This window comes from Streptomyces sp. NPDC041205 (assembly GCF_055591765.1).
In genome coordinates, this window is sequence record NZ_JBVIZH010000004.1 from 419,741 (window position 1) to 433,134 (window position 13,394).

The 13,394-nt window shown below is 69.9% G+C and carries 9 protein-coding genes and 1 pseudogene; 5 read left to right on the forward strand and 5 right to left on the reverse strand.

The window, feature by feature from the left end:
* Nucleotides 1–19 precede the first annotated feature (19 nt).
* The 4 genes from ACZ6BG_RS21655 to ACZ6BG_RS21670 all read right to left on the reverse strand — a co-directional run bounded on the left by ACZ6BG_RS21655 (nucleotide 20) and on the right by ACZ6BG_RS21670 (nucleotide 4,118).
* Nucleotides 20–1,723, reverse strand: a complete 1,704-nt coding sequence (locus tag ACZ6BG_RS21655; RefSeq protein ID WP_469003750.1) for a B12-binding domain-containing radical SAM protein — start codon at nucleotides 1,721–1,723, stop codon at nucleotides 20–22.
* 324 nt (nucleotides 1,724–2,047) lie between these two features.
* Nucleotides 2,048–2,551 carry a dihydrofolate reductase gene (locus ACZ6BG_RS21660; protein WP_469004138.1) on the reverse strand — a complete coding sequence of 168 codons (504 nt, stop codon included), beginning with the start codon at nucleotides 2,549–2,551 and terminating at the stop codon, nucleotides 2,048–2,050.
* A gap of 38 nt (nucleotides 2,552–2,589) precedes the next feature.
* Nucleotides 2,590–3,387, reverse strand: coding sequence for a thymidylate synthase (locus ACZ6BG_RS21665; protein WP_469003752.1), 798 nt, complete (start codon nucleotides 3,385–3,387; stop codon nucleotides 2,590–2,592).
* Between the two features lie 110 nt (nucleotides 3,388–3,497).
* Complete coding sequence (locus tag ACZ6BG_RS21670; RefSeq protein WP_468456914.1) at nucleotides 3,498–4,118, reverse strand: L-threonylcarbamoyladenylate synthase; 621 nt, start codon at nucleotides 4,116–4,118, stop codon at nucleotides 3,498–3,500.
* A gap of 138 nt (nucleotides 4,119–4,256) precedes the next feature.
* Between ACZ6BG_RS21670 and ACZ6BG_RS21675 the strand changes: the two genes are divergently transcribed.
* Nucleotides 4,257–5,876: an amidase gene (locus ACZ6BG_RS21675; protein ID WP_469003755.1), complete on the forward strand. Its 1,620-nt coding sequence runs from the start codon at nucleotides 4,257–4,259 to the stop codon at nucleotides 5,874–5,876.
* A gap of 314 nt (nucleotides 5,877–6,190) precedes the next feature.
* Nucleotides 6,191–6,787: pseudogene (locus ACZ6BG_RS21680) on the forward strand (cyclic nucleotide-binding domain-containing protein); the annotation flags it as partial.
* 247 nt (nucleotides 6,788–7,034) lie between these two features.
* Here the strand turns inward: ACZ6BG_RS21680 and katG are convergent.
* Complete coding sequence (gene katG, locus ACZ6BG_RS21685) at nucleotides 7,035–9,248, reverse strand: catalase/peroxidase HPI (RefSeq protein ID WP_469003757.1); 2,214 nt, start codon at nucleotides 9,246–9,248, stop codon at nucleotides 7,035–7,037.
* A 255-nt stretch (nucleotides 9,249–9,503) separates the two neighbouring features.
* On the opposite strand from katG, the gene ACZ6BG_RS21690 reads away from it, so the two are divergent.
* From ACZ6BG_RS21690 to ACZ6BG_RS21700, 3 genes are all read left to right on the forward strand, one after another.
* Nucleotides 9,504–9,914 (forward strand): Fur family transcriptional regulator, encoded by a 411-nt coding sequence (locus ACZ6BG_RS21690; RefSeq protein ID WP_468456926.1) that lies wholly within the window; start codon nucleotides 9,504–9,506, stop codon nucleotides 9,912–9,914.
* 173 nt (nucleotides 9,915–10,087) lie between these two features.
* Nucleotides 10,088–10,288, forward strand: a complete 201-nt coding sequence (locus ACZ6BG_RS21695) for a DUF6229 family protein (protein WP_289943152.1) — start codon at nucleotides 10,088–10,090, stop codon at nucleotides 10,286–10,288.
* Between the two features lie 121 nt (nucleotides 10,289–10,409).
* On the forward strand, nucleotides 10,410–13,298 hold the full coding sequence (locus tag ACZ6BG_RS21700) for a type 2 lanthipeptide synthetase LanM family protein (RefSeq protein WP_469003760.1): 2,889 nt from the start codon (nucleotides 10,410–10,412) through the stop codon (nucleotides 13,296–13,298).
* Nucleotides 13,299–13,394 lie beyond the last annotated feature (96 nt).

Here is a 13,394-nt window from a genome sequence, read left to right on the forward strand (position 1 = left end):
TCCCCGGCGGCGCGTCCATCTATGCCCCGCGGACCGGGGACGAGGCGGCGGACGACGTCAGGATGTCCTCGATCATCTCGGGTGGGACGGTGGCGTCGTCGAACCAGCGGCCGCCGAGCGGCCGGGGGACCGGCATGATCTGGTCGTTCGTGTAGGCGAGGACCTTGCGGTTGTAGTGACGGATCTCGTCGCGCAGGTCGGGTGGGAGTTTCTGGTCGAGCAGGAGCGCTCGTTCCATTTCCCCGAGCAGTTCCCGGGTCTCTTCAATGGTTCTGAGAACGGCCTTGCAGAATCCGGTGGGCAGCACTCCGTACTCACCTTTGATCTCCACCAGGCGCGTGATCGCCTCGTAGGAGACGTCCTGTAGCTGCCGCCTGCTCAGCCACCGCGTCTCGTAGTTGAGCCGCCGATACCACAGGGGTTCGACCATGGCCCGGCGATGTTCTTCGAGGGTGCGATGGTGAATGCGGTATCCGTGCTTCTCCGGTTCTTCGAAGAACTGGGAGCCCGGGTCGAGGAACGGCACCATCGGGCAGATGAGGGGAAGGGCGGCCCATCCTCCGAACTTGCGGATGATTCGTTCGGAGTACGCGATCGTGTCCATCACCGACTGCCGGTCCTGGTGGGGCATGCCGATGAAGAACCAGATCATGATTCCTTTCACGCCCGCGTCCAGGGCGCGTGGAATCCATTCCTCCATCTGTGCCATGGTGTAGTTCCCGCGACCGGCCGCCTTGCTGATCTTCAGGTCGTGGGACTCGGGGGAGAGCATGATGTAGGAATCCGTCGACTCGCCCATCTTCTTGAGAATGTCGAGGGGCGTCAGGCTGAACTGCTCGAAGTGGACGCTCTTGTAGCCGAGTTCTTTCACGGCGTCGAGATACTGGTGCATCCGCGTCCGGTTCTCGGAGTAACACTGGAGTGCGTAGATCGAGGTGCGCTGCGCGGCCTCACGCATGGTGCGCAGCTCTTCGACGACGAGGTCGTTGTCCTTCTGCACCAGGGTCCTGCGGACACCCATGATGTTGCGGTAGGCGAACCGCGATCCGCCGCACCAGCCGCAGTCGTGCGCGCATCCGGTGTTGGGCAGCGTCATGATGAGCTTGGACGCCGAAGGCCCGCCGTCGGGTGCCTCGCGGTAGTACGACCAGTCGTTGCGCACATTGTTGTAGTTGCTGTCCGGCGTGTGCGAGAAACCGGTGACCTGGACCTCGCCGTCGACCTTGTACAGCAGGTTCGGGATGGACCGGAAGTCCCTGCCGCCCTGCCGGACCTCGGTGACGAGCGCGGTGACCGGGTCGAGGGTGTCGTACCCCTGAACGACGACATCGACGCTCGGATACTGGATCAGTTCCTCGGCGTAGTACGTCGCCGAGATGCCGCCGAAGACGGTGAGCGCCTCGGGGTGCACTTCCTTCACCACGGCCGCGAGTTCGACCGAGCCGTGGCAGTGCGCCATCCAGTGCAGGTCGAACCCGAAGATCGGTGCCTCGAAGCGGGCGAGCAGTTTCCTGACGTCCAGTTCGGGATGCAACAGCATCAATGAGGCGACATTGACGATTTTCGTGTCGAACCCGCAGTCGGCAAGACGCTGCTTTATCGAGAACCAGCCGATGGGGTAGATCTCGTAGACCGAGGTGACATTGACGCTGTCGCTGTCGCTGAGATACGCGAACAGCATGTCGTCGCGCTCACGGAATTCATAGACACTGGGCGCGTGCAATAAGAAGAGATCAGCTTCAAGTCGCGATGTTGACGGCTGTTCCGTGATGGTCATTCACGGCCTCCCCTGGCTGACTCCGCGCCAGCAAGATTCACCATGGTTTCTTCCTGCTGAAAGGTTTGTCAAGGGTCGTACGACTGGCGTCGCAATGAATCTTGATTTGCTGCTTTCAGCTCTGCGAAGGTGCCATGCGGAAAGAGATCAGGGGATACTGGTAAACCGTTGTCCGCAACCGGAATCTGACCAGTGTATTTGAGTGCAGGGATCGGTTGCGGAATTGATCAGGCCGATGAATCGGTAATTGATCGGGTGGGGATTCGACAGTTACCGGGTGTAGGTGCGGATGCGGTAGCGCAGCCCGGTTGTGGAGGTCTGCCAGCCTTTGTCCTCGGCGACTTTCCACGCCGGGCCCAGGGCCGGGGCGTAGGTGTCGCCCTCCACGGTCGCGTCGACCTCGGTCACCGAGAGAGTCGTGGCGTGCTCCAGGGCCGCCCGGTAGATCTCACCGCCGCCGATCACCCACGCCGTGGCGGGGGCAGCGGACACCGGCGGCTCGGCCGCGCGCTCCAGGGCCTGTGCGATGGACCCCGCACGCTCCGCGCCCTCGGCCGCCCAGAGCGGATCGCGCGTCACCACGACGTTGCGCCTGCCGGGCAGCGGACGGAACCGCGGAGGCAGCGAATCCCAGGTCCTGCGCCCCATCACCACGGGATGACCGAGGGTGGTGGCCTTGAAGTGCGCCATGTCCTCGGGCAGCCGCCATGGAATGCCGTTGTCCGCGCCGATCACGCCCTCGAGGGTCTGCGCCCAGATCAGCCCGACGTTCATGCCGCTCGGCCCGGCGTTCCTGCCGCTCAGCCCGGCGCTCATACCGCGACCGGGGCCTTGATCGCCGGGTGGTGCTGGTAGTCGACCACTTCCACGTCGGAGTAGGCGTAGCCGAAGAGCGAGTCGGCCTGGCGCAGCCGCAGCCGGGGGAACGCGAACGGGGCGCGCGAAAGCTGCTGGGTCACCTGCTCGACGTGGTTGTCGTAGATGTGGCAGTCGCCGCCGGTCCAGATGAAGTCACCCGGCTCGAGGCCGACCTGCTGCGCCACCATGTGCGTGAGCAGGGCGTAGCTGGCGATGTTGAACGGGACGCCGAGGAACAGGTCCGCGCTGCGCTGGTACAGCTGGCAGGAGAGCTTGCCGTCGGCCACGTAGAACTGGAAGAAGGCGTGGCACGGGGCGAGCGCCATCGCGGGCAGCTCGGCGACGTTCCAGGCGGAGACGATCATCCGGCGGGAGTCCGGGTCCCGGCGCAGCGTGTCGAGGACCTCGCTGATCTGGTCGATGTGCCGGCCGTCCGGGGTGGGCCAGGAACGCCACTGGGCGCCGTAGACCGGGCCGAGCTCGCCGTTCTCGTCGGCCCACTCGTCCCAGATGGTGACGCCGTGCTCCTTGAGCCAGCCGACGTTCGAGTCGCCGCGCAGGAACCACAGGAGTTCGTACACGATGGACTTGAGGTGCACCTTCTTCGTGGTGACCAGCGGAAACCCCTGGGAGAGGTCATAGCGCAATTGGTGCCCGAAGACACTTCGGGTGCCGGTGCCCGTCCGGTCGGCCTTGGCCGTCCCGGAGGTGAGCACCAACGTCAACAGGTCTTCGTACTGGGTGTCCGCCACAGGCGTCGATTCTACTGGCCACCTGCGGGTGCACTCGACGACCATGCCTCTTCGCGCGCCGGGGGCCGGTGTCCGGCTCCCCTCGGCCCGGCCCCGGCGTCGGCCACCCGCTACTCGAAGCGGGTGGTGTCCCCGGCGCCGCGGCGCACGATCTCGATGTCGCCGCCGGAGAAGTCGATGACCGTCGTCGGCTCCGTGCCGCAGTCCCCGGAGTCGAGCACGGCGTCCACGACGTGGTCGAGGCGCTCCTTGATCTCCCAGCCCTGTGTCATCGGGGCGTCCTCGCCGGGCAGCAGCAGGGTGCTGGAGAGCAGTGGCTCGCCCAGCTCGGCGAGGAGCGCCTGGGTGATGACGTGGTCGGGGATGCGGACGCCGACCGTCTTCTTCTTCGGGTGCAGGAGCTGGCGCGGCACCTCCTTCGTCGCGGGCAGGATGAAGGTGTAACTGCCGGGCGTCGCCGCCTTGATCGCGCGGAACACGTCGTTGTCGATGTGCACGAACTCGCCGAGCTGCGCGAAGGTCTGGCACACCAGGGTGAAGTGATGACGGTCGTCGAGGTCGCGGATCGAGCGGATGCGGCTGATGCCGGCACGGTTGCCCAACTGGCACCCCAGCGCGTAGCAGGAGTCCGTCGGGTACGCGATGAGCGCGCCGGACCGGATGCTGTCCGCCACGGTGGTGATGGTGCGCCGTTGCGGGTTCTCGGGGTGCACGTCGAAGTACTTGGCCATCCGCCGAGTCTAGGCGTGTGCGGGTGGGCCCGAAGGGCAGGACGTGGCCGAAGGGGCAGGCGCCCGGTGGCCGAGTGGCCGGGGGTGCGGTCCCGGGACTCTTGCGCCGGACGTGGCCCGTGTAGTCACCTGTCCCTCATGGGGAAGAGGAGCATTGCTTCACTGATCGCCGTCATCGCCGCGGGAGCCCTGCTCACGGGCACGCCGAACCCACCGGCGGAGGCCGCCGCGCCGGACGCCGACGGCCCGGCACCGACGGGCTCGTCCCGGACGGAGGCGGCCGGTGCCACCGACGTACCCGACCGCTACCTCGACACGGTGACGATCCCTCAACTACAGGCACGCATGGCGGACGGCTCGCTGACCTCGTCCGCACTCACCCGTGCCTATCTGCGGCGGATCAAGACCGTCGACCCCAAGATCCACGCGGTCCTGCGCACCAACCCGAAGGCGCTGCGGCAGGCGGCGGCGAGCGACGCGAGGCACCGGCACGGCCGCACCCTCGGCCCGCTCGACGGCATCCCGGTGCTCCTCAAGGACAACGTGAACACCCGCGACATGCCGACGACCGCCGGGTCCCTCGCCCTGGCCGGGAGCCCGCCCGGCACCGACGCCGCCCTCGTGACCAGGCTGCGGGACGCGGGCGCGGTCGTCCTGGGCAAGACCAACCTGTCCGAATGGGCCAACTTCCGGGCGGCCAAGCCCACATCGGGGTGGTCGGCGGTGGGCGGCCAGACCCACAACCCCTTCGTGCTCGACCGCAATCCCTGCGGCTCGTCCTCAGGCTCGGCCGCCGCGCTCGCCGCCTCGCTGTCCCAGGTGGCCATCGGCACCGAGACGGACGGCTCCATCGTGTGCCCGGCCGGGATGAACGGCGTGGTCGGCCACAAGCCGAGCCTCGGCCTGGTGAGCCAGAGCGGCGTCGTGCCGATCTCCGCGGAGCAGGACACCGCGGGTCCCATGGCGCGCAACGTGGTCGACACCGCGCTCACTCTTTCGGTGCTCTCCGGCGAGGGCACGCCCCGCCCCGGCGGCACGCGCGGCCCGCTGAGCGACGCCGGGACGATCCACGGCGACCTGCGCGGCAAGCGCATCGGGCTGTGGCGGCTGCCCTCGCTCGGCCCCGAGGTCGACGCCGTGATGACCCGGACCGCACGGAAGCTGCGCGCCGCCGGAGCCGAGGTCGTCGAGGTGACACCCCCATACCAGGACCGGCTCGCCGAGCTCGAGTTCCCGGCGCTCCTCAGCGAGTTCCACCGGGACATCGACGCCTACCTCGGCACCCGCAAGGGCCCCCGCGACCTCGCCGCGCTCATCGAGTTCAACCGCGCCCACCCCGCGGAGCGGACCTGCTTCGCCGGGCAGGAACTCTTCGAGCAGGCCCTCGCGGCGCCGCCCACCACCGACCCGAAGTACCGGGCCATGCGCGCCGAGTTGAAGGACCTCTCCGGGCGCTCGCTGGACGAGACCATGGCCGCCCACGACCTGGACGCCATCGCCGCGCCCACGAACCCGCCCGCCTGGACGACCGACTGCGCCCGGGGCGACAACGACGTCATCCCGTCCTCCACGCCCGCGGCCGTCGCCGGATACCCGTCCCTCTCGGTGCCCGCGGGACAGGTCGGCGAACTGCCGGTCGGCCTGCTCCTGATGGCGGGCGACCGCCAGGACGCCGAACTCCTCTCGCTCGGGGCGGCGGTGGAGCGCCGCCTGAACGCCTGGCGGGCGCCGCGGTACCTGCCGACGCTGGAACGCTGACCCCCACGTCCACCGGAGCACAGGAGGTGCACGCCCTCCCTTGTCCTCCCTGCCGTCCGAGGCTCCCGTGCGCCCGCCACGCCCGGCGCGCGACGTCGGGGTACCGGCGCGGCGGCGTGCGCCATTCCTGGGCACGCCCTTGCGAATGGTCCGTACCACCGTCTGCGTCCGACCGCCGCCCGTGCGGGGTTCCCCGCTGCCTTCCGGGACTGTTTGCATGGCCCATGCAGCCTCGTGCAGCCCGCACCTCTCGGCCGCACGCTCCGTCACAACGCTGTCGCCACGGCGCCGACCACCCTGGAACCCGCCCCTGACCGCAACCGCGCGGCTACTCCGACACCGGCGTCCTCAAGAAGATCGTCTCCCGGCTGCGGGTACGACAGGTGCGCGTCGGGGAGGTGCTCTTCGACGCCGGACAGCCCGTCGCCGAGGCCTACCTCGTCGTGCACGGCCGCATCACCCGCTACGCCACGGGCGAGTTCGGCGAGGAGGGAGTCATCGGCGTCTTCACCGGCGGCGATCAGATGGGGGACGGGCCGTCGGCAGGGCCGACCCGCTGTGGCTCAGCTCGGTGCGGGCCGAGACGCCCGGTGTCGTCCTCGTGCTGCCCTGGGACTCCCTGCAGCCGATCGTGGAGGGCGCCCCCTCCCTCGCGGCGCACCTGGACGCGTGAGTTCGGGTTGCTGCACAGCGTCGACTACGGCCGGCGCATCAGCACCTACACCGGCCCGCCCACACCCGACGACCTCGACGAACTCCTCTCCATACGCCGCAAGACCAAGCTGTTCCTGGCCCACCCGAAGGCGATCGCGGCGTTCTTCCGCCAGTGCAACAAGCCCGGCCTCGTGCCGGTCACGGTCACCGTCGACGGGCACGAGGTGCCCGCGTGGCGGGGCGTGCCGCTGTTCCCGTCTCGGCCTGGAACAGGACGCCCACCACCGTCATCCTCTACGACGGCACCTGCACCGGACGCCTGGGCCCGCTCCCGGGCTGGTTCAAGGGCGATCTCCACCCCGACCACGACAACAGGCTGAGCTAGGTCGACGCGACCTGCTGAGCCACACCCGACACCAAGAACGTCCAGGTCGACCGAGTGCGGCCGACCTGGACGTTCGTGTTTCCGGGCGACGTCAACGATCAATTGACGTCAGGGAATTCTCAGGCGAGGTCGAACCGGTCGAGGTCCATGACCTTGCCCCACGCGGCGGCGAAGTCGCGCACGAACTTCTCCTTCGCGTCGTCGCTCGCGTAGACCTCCGCCAGCGCGCGCAGCTCGGAGTTCGAGCCGAAGACCAGGTCGGCACGGGTGCCGGTCCACTTGACCGCGCCGCTCGCGTCGCGGGCCTCGAACTCGTCCTGCGCCGAGGACGTCGACTTCCATGTCGTCCCCAGGTCCAGCAGGTTGACGAAGAAGTCGTTGGTCAGTGTGCCCGGCTTGTCGGTGAGGACGCCGTGCTTGGACTGCCCGTGGTTGGCCCCGAGGACGCGCAGGCCGCCGACGAGGACGGTCATCTCGGGGGCGCTCAGCGTCAGCAGGTTCGCCTTGTCGAGCAGCAGGTACTCGGCCTGGAGGCGGTTGCCCTTGCCGGTGTAGTTGCGGAAGCCGTCGGCGGCGGGCTCCAGGGCGTCGAACGACTCGACGTCCGTCTGCTCCTGGGTGGCGTCGACACGGCCCGGCGAGAACGGCACCTGGACCTCGACGCCGCCGTCCTTGGCCGCCTTCTCGACGGCCGCGGTGCCCGCGAGGACGATCAGGTCGGCCAGCGAGACCTGCTTGCCGCCCGCGGAGTCGAAGGCCTCCTTCACGCCTTCGAGGGTGCGCAGCACCTGGGCGAGCTCGTCCGGGTTGTTGACCTCCCAGTTGCGCTGCGGCTCCAGGCGGATGCGGGCGCCGTTGGCACCGCCGCGCTTGTCGCTGCCCCGGAAGGACGAGGCCGCGGCCCAGGCGGTGGAGACGAGCTGGGAGACGGTGAGGCCGGAGCCGAGCACCCGCTCCTTGAGGTTCGCGATGTCCGCGGCGTCGATGACCTCACCGGTGCGCGCGGGCAGCGGGTCCTGCCAGAGCAGTTCCTCGGCGGGGACCTCCGGGCCGAGGTAGCGGACGACCGGGCCCATGTCACGGTGCGTCAGCTTGTACCAGGCGCGGGCGAAGGCGTCCGCGAACTCCTCCGGGTTCTCGTAGAAGCGGCGCGAGATCGGCTCGTAGATCGGGTCGAAGCGCAGCGAGAGGTCCGTGGTGAGCATCGTCGGGAGGTGCTTCTTCGACGCGTCGAAGGCGTCCGGGATGATCGCCTCGGCGTTCTTCGCCACCCACTGGTTCGCACCGGCCGGGCTCTGGGTGAGCTCGTACTCGTACTCGAAGAGGTTCTTGAAGAACCCGTTGCCCCACTGGGTCGGCGTGGTGGTCCAGGTGACCTCGAGACCACTGGTGATGGCGTCCTTGCCGACACCCGTGTTGTACGTGCTCTTCCAGCCGAGGCCCTGCTGCTCCATCGGGGCGGCCTCGGGGTCGTCGCCCACGTTGTCCGCGGGACCGGCGCCGTGGGTCTTGCCGAAGGTGTGGCCGCCGGCGATGAGGGCGACGGTCTCCTCGTCGTTCATCGCCATGCGGCGGAACGTCTCGCGGATGTCGCGGGCCGCGGCGATCGGGTCCGGGTTGCCGTTGGGGCCCTCGGGGTTGACGTAGATGAGGCCCATCTGGACCGCGCCGAGCGGGTTCTCCAGCTCACGGTCACCGGTGTAGCGGGCGTCACCCAGCCACTCGGTCTCGGGGCCCCAGTAGACGTCCTCCTCCGGCTCCCACACGTCCTCGCGGCCGCCGGCGAAGCCGAAGGTCTTGAAGCCCATCGTCTCCAGGGCGACGTTGCCGGTGAGGACCATCAGGTCGGCCCAGGAGATGTTCTTGCCGTATTTCTTCTTGACCGGCCACAGCAGTCGGCGGGCCTTGTCGAGGCTGGCGTTGTCCGGCCAGCTGTTGAGCGGCGCGAACCGCTGCTGGCCGGCGCCGGCGCCGCCGCGGCCGTCGCTGATGCGGTACGTGCCCGCGCTGTGCCAGGCCATCCGGATCATGAGCGGGCCGTAGTTGCCGAAGTCGGCGGGCCACCAGTCCTGCGAGGTGGTGAGCACCTCGGCGATGTCCCGCTTGACGGCGGGCAGGTCGAGGGAGTTGAACGCCTCGGCGTAGTCGAACTCCTCGCCGAGCGGGTTGGCCACGGCGGGGTTCTTGGCGAGGATCTTCAGGTTCAGCCGGTCCGACCACCACTGGCGGTTGCCGCCGCCCTGCGTGGGGTGCGGCGCACGGTGGGCGACCGGGCAGCCTCCGCCCTCCTCGACCTTCGCGTCTGTGACGATTGCGTCCGGGTTCTCAGCCATGGGAAGCCTTTCGAACTGAGTGAATCGTGGTGCTGGAGGGCTGCGCGCGAGGAACGGTGACCGCCGGAACAAGGTCAGGCAGGGGGACGAGGTCGATCGAAACGGACCGCCCCGCTCCCTTGGTCATCGTAGGAAACCGATCCTACGATGGACGCTGTCCAGGTCAAGAAGCTCAACTGATTCATATTGATTCAGAATCCGTACGGCTCCCGGTAAACTTGGAGTACGCCACCGAGCCTGAATGGGTGAACCGATATGAGCGACCTGCTGGAGCGACTGCGAGGGCGTGGCTGGCGGGTGACCTCCCAGCGGCGTGTCGTCGCGGAGGTCCTCGACGGTGACCACGTGCACCTGACGGCCGACGAGGTGCACGCCCGCGCGGCGCACCTGCTGCCGGAGATCTCCCGGGCGACGGTCTACAACACCCTGGGCGAGATGGTCTCCCTCGGCGAGGTCATGGAGGTCTCCACCGACGGCCGCGCCAAGCGGTACGACCCCAACGCCCACCACCCACACCAGCACCTGGTGTGCTCCAACTGCGGCGCCATCCGCGACGTCCACCCGAGCGGCGACCCCCTCGCCGACCTGCCGCAGGACCAGCGCTTCGGCTTCACGGTGTCGCAGGTCGAGGTCACCTACCGCGGGCTGTGCCCCACCTGTTCCTAGACCCTCCCCGCCACCCGGCCGGGAGTGTCCGGCAGGGGCGCCTCACGGACCGCGATCCGTCGCGGGAACGCCGTCGCACTGTGGCCGGAATTGTCGTCTGACGAGGGTTCAATTCCGGCTGATACTCAGGGCTGGGCGATCCGTCCCGCATTCCCCATGTCCGGAGGCCGCTGATGCACCAGACCAGTGTTCCGACCACCGCCGTCCTCACCGCCTGGCTGTCGGGTGCCGAGAGCGCGTACGGCCAGGCGAACCCCGCCGGGCCGCTGTACGTCGGCGGCACCGCCGCCGAGGCCGCGCTCACCGACCCGAGCGACTCCCTCTACGGCTTCTGTTCCAGCCCGAGCGGCTCGCACGGCAGTTGGTGCTGCTGACCGACACGCGGGCGTGGGGGACCGCGCGTGACGTCGCGTGCCCGGGCGTGTCGCGAGGTTCCTCGCGCCCTGTGGTGGTCGTTGTGGTCGTGCGGGTCGTCGGACAGGGGGACGGTGGACGGTGAGCGGATCGGCGGCGGGGCACAGACCTGAGCAGCGGTACGAGGAGGAGCGGCACGAGGCGGACTGGTTCGCCCAGCCGGTACGCGCCATCGCCCGCCCCTGGCACGACGAACTGGCCCGGCGCCTCGCTGCCGTGGACGGGCTCGGCCGCGCCGAGCGGGACGTGATCCTCCAGGCCGGGCACACCTCCCTGCTGCGGTCCTTGCACGCCAAGCTGTCCCGCCTGTTCCTGATCGAACTCCACGCGCTGCGCATGTCGGCCGCCGGTGGACGTGCCGACGAGGGCGCCGGAGCCGGGTCCGACACGGAGACCTGGGCCGCGTTCATCGAGCAGGCCTGCGAGGAGGGATACGTCGACCGGCTCGCCGAGCGCTACCCGACCCTCGGCGCCCGGATCGCGGCGGTGGCACGGCTCTCCGTGGCCGCGACGGCGGGCTTCGCCGAACGGCTCGGCGCCGACCGCACACTGCTGCGGCCTCTCCTCGGCGCGCCCGCGGGGGAGTTACAGGCCCTCGCGTTCGGCGCGGGCGACAGCCACCGGGGCGGCCTGACCGTCAGCCGGGCCGACTTCGCCGCCGGAAGCGTCATGTACAAGCCGCGGCCGTCCGGGACCGATGTCGCCCTGGGCGCCCTCCTGGACGAGTTGTTCGCGGACTTGCCCGACGCCCCGCCGCCGGACCGCCGCATCCGGGTGCCGCGCACCCTGGCACGCGAGGGCTACGGCTGGGCCGAGTTCGTCCACCACCGCTACTGCGCGGACGACGCCGAACTCGCCGCGTTCTACCGGAACGTCGGCCACTGGCTGGCGGTACTGCGCTTCACCGGCGGCACCGACATGCACGCCGAGAACATGATCGCCGCGGGCCCGGTGCCGGTGATCGTGGACGGCGAGACGCTGTTCGACGCCCCCGCACCGTTCCCGCCCAGCGGCCAGGGCCAGGCGGTCGACGTGGCGGCGGCCGCGATCCGCCGCACCGTCCTGCGCACCGGACTGCTGCCCGTGCGCGGCACCGGCTTCGCGCTCGCGGGCGTGGACATCTCCGGCGTCGGGGCCCTGCCCGGCCAGCAGCCGCTGATCCCGAACCCGGTGATCGCCGACGGCGGCACCGCGGCGGCCCGCTTCGAGGTGGACCTGGTGGCGATGCCCACCGCGGGCAACCACCCCAGCCCCGCACCCGTACTGAGCACGTACTGGGACCGGATCCTGGCCGGGTTCCGGGAGATGACCGCGCGACTGCACCGGCCCGGCACCGACCCGCACCGGCTGCTGCGCCGGTTCGAGGGCACCCGGGCGCGGCGCATCCTGCGGCCCACGCAGGCCTACGTCGACATCGGCCGGATGCTCTGGCACCCCGCCTCGCTGCACGACGAGACGGCGGCCGTCGAGCGGGCCCGGGACATTCTGCGCCGCAACGCCGAGGTGCTGCCCGGCGCGCCGACGGACCGCGCGGCCATCGACGCCGAGATCGCCGACCTGCTGGTCGGGGACGTACCGATGTTCGGCTTCACCGTGGACACGGCCGCGATCGGGGCCACCGTCGAGGACTGGCACGGCGCCGATCTGGCGCTGGAGGAGTCGGTGATCCAGGACGCGCTGGTGGGCGCGTACCTCAACGAGCGTTCGCTGCCCGCCCGGGTGCAGGCGGCCGCCCATGAGCCGCACGCCCGCGACCGGGAGCGGCGCCGGCGGGAGCTGGCCGCGCAGATGGTGCGGCGGCTGTGCGACGGGGCGGTGCGCGGCGAGGACGGCACGGTCACCTGGATCAGCCCGGTCTTCACGCCCGCGGGATGGTCGATCAGGGTGCTGCCCGCCGACCTCTACACCGGGCAGGGCGGGGTGGCGTTGACGCTCGCGGAGTACGTGAGCGAGGTGCGGGCGGGGCGGGCGGACCCGGTGCCGGGTGTCGCCGAGACGTTCGAGGGGGCGTTGCGGGTCCTGGTGGGTACGGAGGACCGGACGGCCACGCCGTCGGCGGGGGCGTTCAGCGGGGCGGCGTCGCAGGTGTGGACGTGGCTGGCGCTGCACCGGGTCCTCGGCGACGACTGGCTCCTGGAGCGGGCCGCGGCGCGGGCCGAACTGCTCGCACCGGCGGGGCGGTTGATCGAGGACGACGTCGAAGTGGACCTGCTGAACGGGGCCGCGGGCGCGGTCGTGCCGCTGCTCAACTTGGCCGCGGCGACGGGGCAGGACCGGTGGCTGGCCGCCGCCGCGCACGTCGGCCGCCGCCTGGAGGGCCTGGCCACGGTCGAGGGGAGCGGCGCGCGCTGGACGACGCGGCTCAACCCCGAGGGCATCGGCGGCTTCGCCCACGGCGCCACCGGCATCGGCTGGGCGCTGACCAGGCTCGCCCTCAGCGACGCGGGCACGGCGGCGGAACGGGGTGGCTGGCTCCGGCTCGGCGAGCGGGCCTTCGCGTTCCAGGAGTCCCTGTACCGGCCCGCGGACGGCAACTGGCTCGATGTGCGCGTCGGCGCCGAGGAGGACTTCTTCACCAGCTGGTGCCACGGCAGCGCGGGAATCGGCGTCGGCATGCTGGATCTGCACCGGCGCACGGGTGATCCGGTGCACCTGGACATGGTCCGCCGTGCCGCGTGTGCCTGTGCGGCGGAGGGCTTCGGCTGGAGCCACACCCTGTGCCACGGCGACCTCGGCCTCTGGGAATTCCTCACGTCCGTGGACTTCGGCAGCGCGTCCGACGTGGACTTCGGCACCGCTTCCGACCTCGACGGTGAAATCCTCACCGGCCTCGAACAGCGCGGCCCGGTCGGCGGTCTGGCGCGTGAGGCGTTCTCACCGAGCCTCATGTCGGGTCTTTCGGGCGTCTTGCACACACTGCTGCGGATGCACCATGAGGCGGCACTGCCGAACCCTCTTCTCCTTGACTGAGCCCACGGTTTCGGGGGCCTTCTAGGGAAAGATTTGACTTGTGATCCATGTCACATCTCGCCCGTGAAAGATCTTGGTCTGGGATATCCACACAGC